This is a genomic window from Propioniciclava sp. (assembly GCF_036744435.1).
GTDB lineage: Bacteria > Actinomycetota > Actinomycetes > Propionibacteriales > Propionibacteriaceae > Propioniciclava.
Map to the genome: position 1 here is coordinate 1 of NZ_DAIOIA010000080.1, position 14226 is coordinate 14226.

15 protein-coding genes and 2 pseudogenes are annotated in these 14226 nt (G+C 70.3%); 3 read left to right on the forward strand and 14 right to left on the reverse strand.

Features of this window, described 5'->3' with window-relative positions; translation table 11 throughout:
* The 5 genes and pseudogenes from V7E09_RS10595 to V7E09_RS10615 all read right to left on the reverse strand — a co-directional run.
* The coding region (locus V7E09_RS10595; RefSeq protein ID WP_324523365.1) for a thymidylate synthase at nt 1-112 on the reverse strand (112 nt) is incomplete at its 3' end.
* Nucleotides 113-184: 72 nt separating this feature from the next.
* Nucleotides 185-775, reverse strand: a pseudogene (gene rdgB, locus V7E09_RS10600) (RdgB/HAM1 family non-canonical purine NTP pyrophosphatase); the annotation flags it as partial.
* 135 nt (nt 776-910) lie between these two features.
* The gene (locus V7E09_RS10605) at nt 911-2245 is read right to left on the reverse strand and encodes an MFS transporter (RefSeq protein ID WP_324511308.1); all 1335 of its coding nucleotides are present in this window, start codon (nt 2243-2245) and stop codon (nt 911-913) included.
* Between the two features lie 21 nt (nt 2246-2266).
* On the reverse strand, nt 2267-3298 hold the full coding sequence (dmpG, locus tag V7E09_RS10610; RefSeq protein WP_324511307.1) for a 4-hydroxy-2-oxovalerate aldolase: 1032 nt from the start codon (nt 3296-3298) through the stop codon (nt 2267-2269).
* Nucleotides 3295-4254, reverse strand: a complete 960-nt coding sequence (locus tag V7E09_RS10615) for an acetaldehyde dehydrogenase (acetylating) (protein ID WP_324511306.1) — start codon at nt 4252-4254, stop codon at nt 3295-3297. Before V7E09_RS10615 ends, dmpG begins: the two co-directional genes overlap by 4 nt.
* A 140-nt stretch (nt 4255-4394) precedes the next feature.
* Here V7E09_RS10615 and V7E09_RS10620 point away from each other — a divergent pair, with 140 nt between their 5' ends.
* Complete coding sequence (locus tag V7E09_RS10620; RefSeq protein WP_324511305.1) at nt 4395-5162, forward strand: IclR family transcriptional regulator; 768 nt, start codon at nt 4395-4397, stop codon at nt 5160-5162.
* Nucleotides 5163-5353: 191 nt separating this feature from the next.
* Complete coding sequence (locus V7E09_RS10625; protein ID WP_324523361.1) at nt 5354-6841, forward strand: DHA2 family efflux MFS transporter permease subunit; 1488 nt, start codon at nt 5354-5356, stop codon at nt 6839-6841.
* Between the two features lie 228 nt (nt 6842-7069).
* Here the strand turns inward: V7E09_RS10625 and V7E09_RS10630 are convergent, their stop codons facing one another.
* The 9 genes from V7E09_RS10630 to V7E09_RS10670 all read right to left on the reverse strand — a co-directional run bounded on the left by V7E09_RS10630 (nt 7070) and on the right by V7E09_RS10670 (nt 13521).
* A complete protein-coding gene (locus V7E09_RS10630; protein WP_324523362.1) occupies nt 7070-7528 on the reverse strand; it encodes a DIP1984 family protein in 459 nt (152 codons plus the stop codon).
* Nucleotides 7525-8256, reverse strand: a complete 732-nt coding sequence (rph, locus tag V7E09_RS10635) for a ribonuclease PH (RefSeq protein ID WP_324511303.1) — start codon at nt 8254-8256, stop codon at nt 7525-7527. The genes V7E09_RS10630 and rph overlap by 4 nt, the downstream gene beginning before the upstream one ends.
* On the reverse strand, nt 8253-9068 hold the full coding sequence (gene murI, locus V7E09_RS10640; protein WP_324511302.1) for a glutamate racemase: 816 nt from the start codon (nt 9066-9068) through the stop codon (nt 8253-8255). Before murI ends, rph begins: the two co-directional genes overlap by 4 nt.
* A 51-nt stretch (nt 9069-9119) precedes the next feature.
* Complete coding sequence (locus tag V7E09_RS10645; protein WP_324511301.1) at nt 9120-9410, reverse strand: FeoC-like transcriptional regulator; 291 nt, start codon at nt 9408-9410, stop codon at nt 9120-9122.
* Entirely contained in the window at nt 9407-11437 is a 2031-nt protein-coding gene (feoB, locus tag V7E09_RS10650; protein ID WP_324511300.1) for a ferrous iron transport protein B, read from the reverse strand. Before feoB ends, V7E09_RS10645 begins: the two co-directional genes overlap by 4 nt.
* Nucleotides 11434-11670 carry a ferrous iron transport protein A gene (locus V7E09_RS10655; RefSeq protein ID WP_324523363.1) on the reverse strand — a complete coding sequence of 79 codons (237 nt, stop codon included), beginning with the start codon at nt 11668-11670 and terminating at the stop codon, nt 11434-11436. Before V7E09_RS10655 ends, feoB begins: the two co-directional genes overlap by 4 nt.
* 114 nt (nt 11671-11784) lie before the next feature.
* Complete coding sequence (locus tag V7E09_RS10660; protein ID WP_324511298.1) at nt 11785-12345, reverse strand: DUF2017 domain-containing protein; 561 nt, start codon at nt 12343-12345, stop codon at nt 11785-11787.
* On the reverse strand, nt 12342-12653 hold the full coding sequence (gene clpS, locus V7E09_RS10665) for an ATP-dependent Clp protease adapter ClpS (RefSeq protein WP_324523364.1): 312 nt from the start codon (nt 12651-12653) through the stop codon (nt 12342-12344). The genes V7E09_RS10660 and clpS overlap by 4 nt, the downstream gene beginning before the upstream one ends.
* A 22-nt stretch (nt 12654-12675) precedes the next feature.
* Nucleotides 12676-13521 (reverse strand): hypothetical protein, encoded by an 846-nt coding sequence (locus V7E09_RS10670; RefSeq protein ID WP_324511296.1) that lies wholly within the window; start codon nt 13519-13521, stop codon nt 12676-12678.
* Between the two features lie 122 nt (nt 13522-13643).
* Here V7E09_RS10670 and V7E09_RS10675 point away from each other — a divergent pair.
* A pseudogene (locus tag V7E09_RS10675) lies at nt 13644-14226 on the forward strand (nicotinate phosphoribosyltransferase); the annotation flags it as partial.

The following is a 14226-nucleotide window of genomic DNA, read 5'->3' on the forward strand; positions in this document are numbered from 1 at the left end:
ACCCGGCGGCCAGATCGAACCGCATCTGGTGGCCGAACACGCTGAGCGTCCCGGTACCTGTCCGGTCCGACTTGCGCACCCCGTGCTCCAGGATCCGGCGCAACAGCGCCAGGTACTGGGCGTCGGCCTCGTTGCCCGACCCGTGAACGACGGAGCCCTCCGTTGGCTCGCCCTGTCCTAGCGCCGCAGCCAGCGGGGCGACCATGGCGCGCAGCGCCTTGCCGCGGTGGCTGATCGCGTCCTTGGCCTGGGGCGCGAGCTCGGCGGTGGTCTGCTCGTAGCCGTCGGGCACGAAGGCGGGGTCGTAGCCGAACCCGTTGCTGCCGCGGGGCTCGCGGGCCAGGCTGCCCTCCATGGTGGCGCGCTCCACGTGCTCGGCGCCGCCCGGCAGCACGAGCGCGACCGCGCACACGAACCGGGCGCTGCGCTCGGGATCGGGGACGTCGTCGATCTGCCGCAGCACGAGGGAGAGGTTCTCGGCGTCGTCGCCGTGCCCGCCCGCCCAGCGCGCCGACCGGACTCCCGGCATCCCTCCCAGGGCGTCCACCTCTAGCCCGGAATCGTCGGCCAGGGCAGGTAGACCCGTTGCGGCGGCGGCGGCGCGGGCCTTGATCAGCGCGTTCCCCTCGAAGGTTCGTTCGGTCTCGGCCGGTTCGGCGTACTGGCCGATCTCGTCCAGCCCGACGACCTCGGCATCGAGTCCTGCGCGCTCCAGGATCCGCCGCAGTTCGGCGAGCTTCTTGCCGTTGTGGGTAGCCAGGACGACGCGGTGCATGGCGTCCACCCTACGCGAGGCCCGCGATCCGGTTCGGCAGCACCCTGCGCTCGGACAGCGTGGTGCCCGGCCCCTCAGCGAGGAACCGGGCACCACGCACGGACCGCTCCGCCCGGAGACGGTCGCGTCCACAGGTCAGTCGAGCACCTGCCCCGACCGGTCGCGGGTGAACCACACCGAGATGAACGACACCACGGCGCAGAAGCCGATGAAGATGCCGATCAGCGGGTAGTTGTTCGTCGTCCCCACCAGTGCCGTCGCGATCAGCGGGGCGGTGCCGCCGACCAGCGCCGCACCCACCTGGTAGCCCAGCGAGATGCCGGTGTAGCGCACGTCGGCGGTGAAGGACTCGGCCAAGAAGGTGCCCATCAGTGCGCCGTACACCGACCAGATGGCACCGAAACCGACGACGGTGGACAGCACCAGGATCGGCACGTTCATCAGGTTCACCAGCCAGAAGTACGGGACGATGTAGATGACGGCCAGCACGGTGCCGATCAGGTACAAGGTCTTGCGGCCGACGCGATCCGACAGCGCCCCGATGGCCAGCATGCACGGGATCGCGATGACGGCGGCCACCAGGACCGCGGTGAGCGCCTCGCTGCGGGTGTAGCCCAGCTTGATGGCGTACGACACGACGAACGTGGCGAAGATGAAGAAGGTCGACGTCTCGATGAACTTGGCGCCGATGGCCTTGAGGACGGACGGCCACTGCGTCTTGAAGATCTCCACGATCGGGACCTTGACCTCCTTGCGCTCGGCCTTGATCTTGCGGAAGGCGGGAGTCTCGTCGACCTTGTTGCGGATCCACAGGCCCAGCAGCACCAGCAGCGCCGACAGCAGGAACGGGATGCGCCAGCCCCAGCTCAGGAACTGCTCCTCGCTCAGCAGCGCGTCCAGCCCGGTGACGGTCAGGTTGCCCAGCGCCAGCCCGAAGAGGGCACCGGTCTGCGGGACGGCACCGTAGAAGCCGCGCTTGGAGCGTGGGGAGTACTCCACGGCCAGCAGGACGCCGCCGCCCCACTCCCCGCCGAGCGCGAGCCCCTGGATGAGGCGCAGCAGCGTCAACAAGACGCCGGCCCACACGCCGATCTGGGCGTGGGTGGGGAGCAGGCCCATCGCCGCGGTGGACACACCCATGAGGGACAGCGTCATCACCAGGGTCTTCTTGCGACCGATCCGGTCGCCGATGTGGCTGAAGAAGATGCCGCCGATCGGACGTACCAGGAAGGCCAGGGAGAACGACGCGAGCGCGAGCACGGTCTCCATGAACTTGTCGTCGGAGGGGAAGAAGAGGTGCCCGAAGATGGCGCTGGCCATCGTGCCGTACAGGAAGTAGCCGTACCACTCGACGGCGGAGCCGACCGCGCTGCCCATGAGGGCGCGCATGCGGGTGCCTTTGTCGATCAGTTCGACGTCGTGGTCGTCGCGCGACGACTGTGTCGCGGATGCGGTGGTGTCGGAGGACATGAGGTTGTTTTCCTTGTCGAGTCAGGCGGCGTTGCCGGAACGGGATCGGGAGTGGGCCAGGTCGAGCGCGACGTCGACGATCATGTCTTCCTGACCGCCGACCATGGCGCGGGAGCCGAGTTCCAGCAGGATCTCGGAGGTGGGAACGCCGTACTTGGCGGCGGCCCGTTGGGCGTGCAGCAGGAAGCTGCCGTAGACACCGGCGTAGCCGATGCTGAGCGTGTCCCGGTCCACCTGGATCGGGCTGGTCATCAGCGGCCGGACGAGGTCGTCGGCCGCGTCGGCGAGGGCGAACACGTCGCAGCCGGTCTCCCAGCCGAGCCGGTCGCAGACCGCGACGAACGCCTCCAGGGGCGTGTTGCCCGCGGCGGCGCCGAGCCCGGCCAGCGACGCGTCGACCCGGTAGGCCCCCCGTTCGACCGCCGCAACCGAGTTGGCGACGGCCAGCGACAGGTTCTGGTGGGCGTGGACGCCGACCTCGGTGGCCGGGTCGAGGGCGTCCCGGACGGCGGCGATCTTCTCGGCGTACTGCGGCGTCGTCATGGCGCCTGCCGAGTCAGTGACGTAGACGCATTGCGCGCCGTAGCTCTGCATCAGCAGCGCCTGCTCGACGAGCTTCTCCACCGAGGCCATGTGGGACATCATCAGGAAGCCTGCCGTGTTCATGCCGATCTCGCGTGCGGTCGCGATGTGCTGGGCGGCGACATCGGCCTCCGTGCAATGCGTCGCGACGCGGACGTAGCTGGCGCCCGCGCTGTGGGCGTCGCGCAGTTCGGCGATCGTGCCGACCCCGGGGATCAGCAGGGCGGCGATGGCGGCCCGCTCGACCGCCCCGGCCGCCGCCTCGATCTTGGCCAGGTCGGTGAACGGGGCGAACCCGTAGTTGGCCGAGGAGCCGGCCAGGCCGTCGCCGTGGGCGACCTCGATGCTGTCCACGCCCGCGGCGTCGAGCGCCCCCGCGATACTGGCGACCTGCTGGGGGGTGAACTGGTGGGCGACCGCGTGGCTGCCGTCGCGCAGCGTCACGTCGGAGATGAAGATCGAGCCGCTCATGCGCTGGCCTCCTGCCGGTCGTCGGCCGATGCGAGCAGGGACGCCGCGATGGCCTGCCCCGTCCGCACCGCGGCCGAGGTCATGATGTCGAGGTTGCCCGCGTAGGCGGGCAGGTAGTGGGCGGCCCCCTCCACTTCGAGGAAGACGCTGACCTTCAGCCCGTCGAAGGTGCGCCCGTCGGGCAGCGTGACCGGGGCGGCCGGGTCGATGACGTCGAACTGGACGTCTTGCTTGAGCCGGTAGCCGGGCACGTAGGCGGCCACCGCGGCCACCCGCTGGGTGACGGCGGCGCGGATCGCGTCCGGGTCGGCCCCCCGCGTGAGGCAGAACACGGTGTCGCGCATGAGCACGGGCGGCTCCGCCGGGTTGAGGATGATGATCGCCTTGCCCCGCTGGGCCCCGCCGACCACCTCCAGGGCGTGGGCGGTGGTCTCGGTGAACTCGTCGATGTTGGCGCGGGTGCCGGGGCCGGCCGACTTCGAGCTGATCGAGGCGACGATCTCGGCGTAGGCCACCTCGGCGACCGCGCTGATGGCGTGCACGATCGGGACGGTGGCCTGCCCGCCGCACGTCACCATGTTGACGTTGGGGGCCTCGATGACGGCGTCCAGGTTGGCGACCGGGATGCAGAACGGGCCCAGGGCCGCGGGGGTCAGGTCGATCACCTTGATGTCGGGCTTGACGGCGCGCAGGGCTGCGTCGTCGTAGAGGTGGGCGCGGGCCGAGGTGGCGTCGAAGACGATCTCGATGTCGTCGAACAGCGGGGAGGCGATGAGTCCGTCCACGCCGGTGTCGATGGCCTCGACGCCGAGGCGTCGAGCCCGCGCGAGGCCGTCGGAGTCAGGATCGATGCCTACTAGTGCGGCGACCTCGAGATCACCCCCGCCCCGCAGGATCTTGATCATCAGGTCGGTTCCGATGTTGCCCGAGCCGATGATGGCGGTCTTCACGGCCATGCGTCTCCTCCGTTGCGTCGTTGCACGGTGTACGAAATCTCGTACGTTGGTTCTAAATATCGGACTCACTCACGGGTGTTGTCAAGCGATCCGAGCCATTCGGGAGCGACTAGGCTTCGGGGCGTCGAAAGGAGCCCGCCGTGGCACGTCGCACCCCAGCCGTGATGCGGGCGCTGGACATCGTCGAGCTGTTCCTCGGCAAGGACGCCCGGCTGACCGCCGCCGACATCGGCCAGGCCACCGACCTGCCCCGCACCACCGTCCATGAGCTGCTCACCACCCTCACCTCCCGCGGCTATCTCGAACGAGACGAGGCGGGCCGGTTCCGGCTCGGCGCCATGACCGTCGAGCTCGGCCAGGCCTACACGTCGCGCTTCGATCTGCTCGGCGAGGCCACCGACCTGGCCCGCACGGTCGCCCTCGAGACCGGGGAGACCTGCTCGGTGGCGCTGCTGCAGGGCAGCGAGGTGTTCTACCTGGCCAAGGTCGACGGCAACGAGCCGTTCCAGCTCCCCTCCGCCATCGGTCGACGACTGCCCGCCAGTTGCGTCGGCCTGGGCAAGGCCTTGCTGTCCGAACTCGACGACGACCAGCTCGCCGCCCTCTACCCCGACGGCACACTGCCGACGATGACGCCGCACAGCCACGCCACCCTGGCTGCCCTCCTGCCCGACCTGAACGTGGCCCGCGCAGGCGGCGTCGCCTACGAGCGCGAAGAGTCCACCCCCGGCCTGGCGTGCGCCGCCGCGCCCATCCGCGACGCCCGCGGTCACGTGATCGCCGCCGTGTCCTTGGCCGTCCCGCTCCAGCGCTGGGACGCCCGTCCCGCCCGCGACTGGGGCGCCCTGGCGCTCGACGCCGCAGCCCGGCTCTCCGCCTCACGCCCGCAACACCCCACGACAAGCTGAGTTCCAGTACCCCACGCCTAGCTGAGTTCCAGCACCCCACTAGGGGCTGAGTTCAGAGCGGAGAGTCCCTCACGGGCGTGTCCCACATCGCGCGCACGCCCAAAGGTGGTTGAAAGGCAAGCTATCGTCGCTGGGTCGCGACGAGCATCGTCCCAGTCCGGGCACTGCCAGCGCCGCCCGAGAGGAACGCGATGACCCCACAGCAGGCCGAGCCGGCACAGCCGACGGCGTCCCCCTGGCCCGCGCTGTGGGCCCTGGTGGTGGGGTTCTTCATGATCCTGCTCGACACCACCATCGTGTCGGTGGCCAACCCGGCCATCAAAGCAGCCCTTGATCCGCACACCGCCAACCTCGACAACGTCGTGTGGGTCACCAGCGCCTACCTGCTGGCCTACGCCGTCCCCCTGCTGCTGACCGGACGCCTCGGCGACCGGTTCGGACCCAAGCGGATCTATCTGGCCGGACTGGTCGTCTTCACGCTCTCCTCGCTGCTGTGCGGACTGTCCGGGACCCTCCCGCTGCTCATCGCGGCCCGGGCCCTGCAGGGCGTCGGCGCGGCCATGATGACCCCGCAGACCATGGCCGTCATCACCCGGACCTTCCCAGCCACCCAGCGCGGCGCCGCGATGGGCCTGTGGGGCGCCACGGCGGGCGTCGCAACGCTGGTCGGGCCGATCGCCGGCGGCGTCCTCGTCGACGGCCTGGGCTGGGAGTGGATCTTCTTCATCAACGTCCCCGTCGGCGTCGTCGCCTGGTTCCTCGCGGTCCGCCTCGTGCCCGCGCTCCCCACGCATCCCCACCGCTTCGACACCGTCGGCGTCTTGTTGTCCGGTGCCGCGTTGTTCCTCATCGTGTTCGGGCTGCAGGAGGGCGAGGCGTACAACTGGGGCCAGATCTGGGGGCCCATCTCCGTGTGGGGCCTCATCATCGCTGGCCTGATCCTGGCCGTCGTGTTCGTGTGGAATCAGGCCCGCACCCGCAACGAACCCCTCGTCCCGCTGGAGCTGTTCCGCGACCGCAACTTCGCCGTCGCCAACATCGGTATCGCCGCCGTCGGCTGCGCCGTCACCAGCATGTCGCTACCGCTGATGTTCTTCGCGCAGCTCGGCCGGGGGCTCACCCCGACCCAGGCCGCCCTCATCACCGCACCTTCGGCGGTCCTGTCCGGCGTGCTCGCCCCCGTGTTCGGTCGCATCCTCGATCGCACCGACCCCCGTTACATCCTGCTGCCGGGCCTGGCGCTCGTCCTCGTCGGCCTGAGCTGGTGGGCGCTATGGATGACCCCGGACACCCCGATCCTCGCGTTCCTGCTGCCCGCGACCGTCATGGGCGTCGGGCAGGCGGGCATGTGGGGTCCGCTGTCCACCACGGCCAACCGCAACCTGCCCCCGCAGATGGCCGGCGCGGGCGCGGGCGTCTACAACACGACCCGGCAGATCGGGTCGGTCATCGGGTCCGCTGCGGTCGCCGCCCTGATGCAGTCACGGCTCACGGCTCTCATGCCCGCGGGCCAGGACGGTCTGGGCGAGGCGAGCGGCGGCCTGCCCGCGGCGGTCGCCGCGCCGTTCTCGGCGGCCATGGCGCAGTCCATGCTGCTGCCCATCGCCGTGCTGGCGCTCGGACTGGTGGCCGCCTGCTTCCTGGAGCGGCCCAGCGTCCTGGCCAAGACCCGGCACTGAGCACCAGGTTCCGGGGAGTCCCCGAACCCACCCTCCCCGCGCGACCCAGCATCGCGGTGATGCGTGGTGCTTCCTGCATGGTGCCCGTGTCGTGCGTGCTGGGCGTGCCCCGTGTGAGGGTGGCCCGGCCCATCGGGCCCACAGTGCGGCCGATACGAACCCTCGGTCGCCCGGGCTGATGCTCGCTGCCGCGCGGGTACCGGCTACCCGGAACCTGGTGGTCGCAGCCTACGACTCGATCAGGTCCACCGACCAGTTCAGCGCCTGCAGCCGGTCGTCGAGCTGGCGGTAAGCCTGGGCGGCCTCGTCGGCCTGCTTGCGCAGGGCCGCGACGTCCAGCGTCGGGACGAACTTGATCTCCGAGCGGCCCATCCGGTTCCCGGGCGTCGCCGCCTGGGCGGCGGCACTCAGAAACTGGCGCCGTCGGGCCAGCGTGTCGCGACGCGCGATGGCGGCGGTCACGGTCACGCCCGGCTCGAACTCGGTGGCGGCGTTCGTGGCGTTGATGACGCTCACCAGGCGCGTCAGCCGGTCGAAGCAGTGCTCGGCCTCGGCCAGCAGCACCTGGGGATCCTCGACGGGCCGCTCCCCCTCCTGGATCAGCGCCGATGCGGCCAGTCGCCCACTCAGCTCGTCGAGCCGCGTCTGGACGGCGGCCCGCTCGGCGAGGGCCTGGGCCAGCTTCATCGCGCCCCCGTCAACGCCTGCGCCTGCAGCGTGGCCAGCGTCGCGCAGCCAGCCTGGCCCAGGTCAACGAGCGCCGACAGCTGTTCGCGGTCGAACGGCTCCCCCTCGGCGGTGCCCTGCACCTCAACGAGGCGACCGTCGCCGGTGCACACGATGTTCATGTCGACCTCGGCGGTCGAGTCCTCCTCATAAGGCAGGTCGAGCACGATCTCACCATCGACGATGCCGACGCTGATCGCCGCCACCGAATCCTTCAGCGGCTCGCCGGCCAGCAGGTTGCGCTCGCGCAGCCAGGCCACCGCGTCGGCGAGCGCCACGTACGCGCCGGTGATGGACGCCGTACGCGTGCCCCCGTCGGCCTGCAGCACGTCGCAGTCGATGACGATGGTGTTCTCCCCCAGCGCCTCGTAGTCGATGACGGCGCGCAGGGCGCGGCCGATCAGCCGGGAGATCTCATGCGTGCGACCGCCGATCTTGCCGCGGCGTGACTCGCGATCCGAGCGGGTGTGGGTGGCCCGCGGCAGCATCTCGTACTCGGCGGTGACCCAGCCCAGCCCGCTCCCCTTGCGCCAGCGCGGCACCCCCGGCGTCACCGACGCGGCCACCAGCACCCGGGTGCGGCCGAACTCCACGAGCACCGAACCCTCGGCATGATCGAGCCAGTTGCGGGTGATGCGGACGTCGCGGAGCTGATCGAAGGCGCGCCCATCGGCGCGAGCGGTAGTCATGCCCGCAGAGTAGCCGGTGCGACCTGCTCGACGCCCTCGACGAAGCCTCCCATGAGGCGGCGCCCCACCCCCTCGAACATCGCGGGGCTGCCCGTGGTGAGGAACCGGCGCGTCACCGGGCGCGGCCGTTCGTGCACCAGGCCCAGGTCGGTGAGCGTCGTGAATACCTCCTTCGCGGACTCCTCCGCAGAGGAGACCATGGTCACGCCGTCACCGAGGACGTAGCCGAGCACGCCGGTGAGCAGCGGATAGTGCGTGCAGCCCAGGATGAGGGTGTCGACCTCGGCGTCCTGCAGCGGGGCCAGGTACTCCCGCGCCAAGGCGAGGATCTCGGGTCCGGAGGTGATCCCCGCCTCGACGAAGTCCACGAACCGGGGGCAGGCGGAGGTGAACAGTTCCACGTCCGGCACCGCGGCCAGCGCGTCGTCATAGCTTTGCGAGGTGGCGGTCGCCTGCGTACAGATGACGCCGATGCGCCCGTTCCGGGTCGCCTTCGCGGCGCGGCGCGCGGCCGGCAGGATCACCTCGATCACCGGGACGTCGTAGCGCTCCCGCGCGTCCCGCAGGACCGCAGAGGAGGCCGAATTGCAGGCGATCACCAGCGCCTTGACGTCGTGGTCGACCAGGTAGTCCAGGGACTCGAGCGCGAACCGGCGGACCTCGGACAGCGGGCGCGGGCCATAGGGTGCGCGGGCGGTGTCGCCCAGATACAGGATGTCCTCGTGGGGTAGTTGGTCGGTCACCGCGCGGGCGACCGTCAACCCACCGAATCCCGAATCGAACAGCCCGATCGGGGCGCCGTTGTCACTCACGCCGACCCAGATTACTCGTGGTCGCCACCGGCAAGGCCTCCGACCGCCGGGTCAGCGGACGTCGGCCCGCAGCGACAGCGCGACCAGCCCCCGGCGTCCAGGCACCCCAGCCTGGGGGGTGCAGGCGGAGGCGCCCTCGCTGGATGCCAGCGCGCAGCCCCCGCAGCCACCCGCCGGGCAGCCGACGGTGAGGATCTTCGCCTCGAGACGCCCCGCGCGGACGAGGTGGTCGACCGCAGCGGTGACGACGTCGTGGTCCAGCGCCGTCGCCGACTCGATCTCGGCCAGGGAGGAGGCGCCGGACCCGAAGGCGTCCAGCACGGCGGCGAGCGGGCGGCTCACCAGAACAGCCTTCCGATCTGGAACACCACCACCGCGGCCGTCCATGCGACGGCCAACTGCATCGCCACCCCGAACAGCGTCCAGCGCCAGCCGATCTCACGCTTCTGCGCGGCGATGGTCGCCACGCACGGCGTGTACGCCATGAGGAACACCAGGAACGCCATCACGGCAGGCAGCGGGTGCCCTCCCGAGGAGTCGTCGAAGGCCTGCATGATCGCGGTGCCGAAGTCGCCCGCGTCCTCACCCTCGGCCGGCTCCTCCACGGCATAGGTCTGGGCCCAGGAACTGATCACCGCCTCCTTGGCGACGAAGCCGACCACGAGTGCGGAGGCGGTCTGCCACTCCCCGAAACCGGCGGGGGCGAACACGGGGGCGATGGCCTGCGCCGCGACGCCGTAGGCCGAGTCCTGGACCGGCACCTCTCCGAAGGCCTCACCCGACTGGGTGGGGATGGACTGCAGCAGCCACACCGCGCACACAGTGACCACGATGATGCCGGAGGCTGTCCGCAGGAATCCCCGCAGCCGCATCCAGGTGACGGCGGCGGTGAGCCGTGCCGTGGGCACCTGGTACGGAGGCAGGTCGAGCACCAGAGGCTCGGTGCCCATCGTCCGCCAGAGGGTCTTGCGCAGCACCAGGCCGACGCCGACGACGGCGGCGATGGAGGCCAGGTACATGATGAAGACGACCGTGCCGGCGCCACCCCCGAAGAACACCGTCCCCACCATGACGTACACGGTGAGCCGGGCAGTGCAGGAGGTGAAGGGCACCAGGAGCGAGGTAAGGATGCGCTGGCGTGGGTCGCTGAGGATGCGGGTCGCGGAGATCGCCGGGACGTTGCAGCCGAACCCCACCACCAGCGGGAGGAAGGCCTTGCCCGGCAAGCCGATGCGGCGCATCAGGCGATCGGTGACCACGGCGGCACGGGCCATGTAGCCCGAGTCCTCCAGCACAGCGAGGAGGACGAACATAAGGGCCATCAGCGGCACGAACGTCAGCAGCATCCCGACGCCCGCGATGAGACCGTCCACGAGCAGTCCCTCGACCCAGCTGCCGCCCAGACCGATCGCCTCCAGGCCTGCGCGGGCCCCGTCGGAGATGGGCCCGGTGAACAGGGCATCGAGCCAGTCCTGCAGCGGCGCTGCGACGGTGGTCGTGATCTGGAAGACGAGCCACATGACGCCGAGGAAGATCAGCGGCCCCGCCACCGGATGCGTGGCGATCCGGTCGATCTTGTCCGAGCGGCTCACCCGCTCCTCACCGGTGCGGGAGGTGCCTCCGGCGACCGCGTCGGCGATCCAGGCGAACCGCTCGTCCTCGCGCTCCAGGTCGTCGGCCGCGGCGGGCAGGTCGCGCGGCTGCGGCACTGCCTTGGAGAGCGCTTCGCGGACCGCCCGGGTGAGGTTGTCGAGTCCGACGCGGTGACGCGGATCCACCACGACGACCGGGCAGCCGAGCCCCTGGGAGAGGGCGAAGCTGTCGACCTCGACGCCCGCCTGGCGGGCCAGGTCGGTCATGGTCAGCGCGACGACGACGCGGCACGGGGCTTCGCGCAACTGGGCCACGAGGTAGAGCGAACGCGCCAGGTGGGCGGCATCCACGGCCACGACCGTGACGTCTGGACGCTCGGCGGCGGGCGCATCGAGGAGCAGTGTTCGGGTGAGTTCCTCGTCCGGGCTGAGCGGGTCCAGGCTGTAGGCACCGGGAAGGTCGACCAGCGTGAACTCCGTCGCGGTGTTGGCCGCGCAGCCGCCGTCGCAGTCCTCACACTGGCAGACCTTGTCGCCCGCCTTGAAGCGCCAGGCACCCCGGCCGACGTCGACGGTGGTGCCGGGCCAGTTCCCGGTGACGGCGCGCAGTCCGGTGAGGCCGTTGAACAGCGTCGACTTGCCGACGTTGGGGGCTCCGGCGAGCGCGACGATCGGGGCTCCGGCGACGCCCTCGCCACCGGGTTCGCAGCAGGCGGCCCGGACGGTGGGGGCCTTGGGATTGATGCTGAGCTTGCGGGAGACCTGGTCGGTGCTCATGCCATCACTTCCACGGGGAGTTGTGTCAGTACGGCGGCGTCCACGGCGATCCGGCCACCTGCGACCGAAACGATGCGGCCACCGGCGGCGAGCCGTTGGACGAGGCGGACATGTGCGCCACGGCGCAGGCCCAGGCTGGCGAGCCGTCGGGCGGTAGTGCGGTCGGGGTGCGCTCCGGTGAGCAGGAGGGGGACGTCCATCGGGGCGCCTGCAAGAGTCATCGTGTCAGGCACATTGGACAGGCTAACCTCACTCGGCTACTACCGCCAGTAGTAACGGGGTTTTGACCCGATTCTCTTTCCTTGAAAAATGAAAGCTTGAACGTGCATTCATGCGGCCCCGGCGCGTCACTGCTGCGCGAACGCCTCCAGCAGCGACTCCAGCACCATCCCGAGCCAGTCGTACAGATCGACGAGCTGGCTCCGTGGATCCTTCGCCGGCAAGGCGCTCAGCAGATCGTGGTCCGCCTGGGTGTCGACGCCCAAGCGCACCGACAACGCGAGCCGGACGCCGTTGAGCACCCGCAACCACGCCTCCACCGCGTCCGGCGCCACGACGAGTGCGCCGCCATCAGAGGTCAGCGGAGCCAAGGCGTCCGCGACGACGTCGGAGTCCTCGATCCGCCCCCGGCGCAGCGACTCCTGCGTGAACCGGTGGTGCTCGCCCGCAGCCGCAGGATCCTCATAGGCGTCGGGGAACAGTCGCCCGATCACCGGATCGCTTCGATCCAACTCCACCCCGGCGTCGAACTCGGCCTCCCACCGAGCGAAGGGGTCCTCGGTCCGCTCCGTCCCGGCATGCCCGCCGAGCAGATCGGCAACCTGGCGCACCAGCGAGCTCAACAAGGCGGCCTCGAAGCCGTCGACGCGGGCGACCAGGTCGGCGCCGACGCGGGCGAAGGGGATCACTCCGACCGCTCCAGCGTGGCCCACAACCCGTAGCCATGCAGCGCGTTCACGTGCTGTTCCATCTCCTCGCGCGTGCCGAAGGCGACGGCGGCCCGCCCCTCGTGGTGGACCTGCAGCATGAGTCGCTCCGCCTTCGCCCGCTCGAACCGGAAGTAGGTGACGAAGACATGTGTGACATAGCTCATCAGGTTGACCGGATCGTCCCAGACGATCGTCACCCACGGGGTCACCTCGTGCGCCACGGCGGCGGGCCGCTCGGCGACCGCCGTCGCACCTGCGGGAATGACGGGCTCGGGTGGTGTGGACATGTCCTTCATTCTGGCACGGGGGTCAGCGGGGGTGCCGATCCAGTTGATCGGCGAGGACCTCCCCGAACTGCTGACTCAGATCGTGCCCCATCCCGCTGGGCCAGCGATGGTCGGTGACGAACCCGGCGCTCGCATAGAAGCCCAGCCCCGCCTTCGCGCCGTGAACGCTGTCGCCCAAGGCGTTGTAGCCGTCCTCGGAACTGCGTCCGTTGTCGGCGGCGCCGGTGTACCAGAACATCGGGAAATGCGCCCGCAGGCCGTCAGCGAACGGCTGCACGACCACGTTGTAGGGCCGTCCCCCGCCGCCGAACATCACCGCCCCGCCACCGTGCAGCGTCGAGGACCACAACGGCAGGTAGAACTGCGTGATGAACTGGCTCCCCCCGGAATAGCCGACCAGCCACGTGTTGTCCGCCCCCGCGGAGTACTCCTCGGTCATGGTGGCCACGAGTTGGGCGGCGTACGCAGCGTTGGCGGCGCCGTTCTCCCACCAGGTGACCTCCCCCTCGGTGTCCGGAGAGAGGACGGCGACGACGACATAGCCGCGGGTCCGGCACTCCTCCACGATCCCGGTCTGGCCCCCGAGGGAGTAGGAACTGTCGGGATGGTCGAACTCGTAGGCTCCGTCGCCGTGGAACTGGAACACGATGCCGGTCACGGTGTCGCGGCTGAGCCCGGCCGCGAAGACGTGATACCGCGACGTCGTACCATCGCTGGCCGTGAAGGTCTGGTCGCGCTTGTCGGCCCACGTGCCCCACCGCCGATCGGGGTGCCACCACTCCCAAGGACGCCAGACGACGCCGATCGCGGCGAGGAGGGCGACCACGAGGACGCCCACCAGGGCACTACGGATTCGGCGGGAAGCCATGGCGGGACCTTCCGGGGTGACGTCCGCGGGCGACGGATGAAGGGTGGACGATCCGCCACCCCCATTGTGTCACGCGGGGCCGGGAAACCGACGCCTCGCCCGTCGCTCACTAAACTGCGCTCATGCTGCAGACAACCGCCCTGCTGACCGACCACTACGAACTGACGATGGTTCGTGCGGCGCTCGGCTCCGGCACGGCCTTCCGGCGTTCGGTCTTCGAACTGTTCGCCCGCCGCCTCCCCGAAGGCCGCCGCTACGGCGTCGTCGCGGGCACCGGCCGCGTCCTGGAGGCCCTGGACAACTTCCGCTTCGACGACGAGACCGTCTCGTTCCTACGTGAGCACGACGTCGTCAACGACGAACTGGCCGCCTGGCTGGCCGACTACCGGTTCAGCGGCGACATCTGGGGCTACCCGGACGGCGAGCTGTACTTCCCCGGCTCACCGATCATGGTCGTGGAGGGCAGCTTCGCCGAGGCCTGCATCCTGGAGACCCTGCTGCTGTCGATCTACAACTACGACTCGGCGGTCGCGTCCGCGGCCTCCCGGATGACGGCGATGGCCGGGCACCGCCCCTGCATCGAGATGGGGTCGCGCCGCACGAACGAGTGGGCAGCCGTGGCCGCCGCGCGGGCCGCCTACATCGCCGGATTCGCGTCCAGCTCCAACCTGGAAGCCGGGCGACGCTACGGCGTCCCGACCGCCG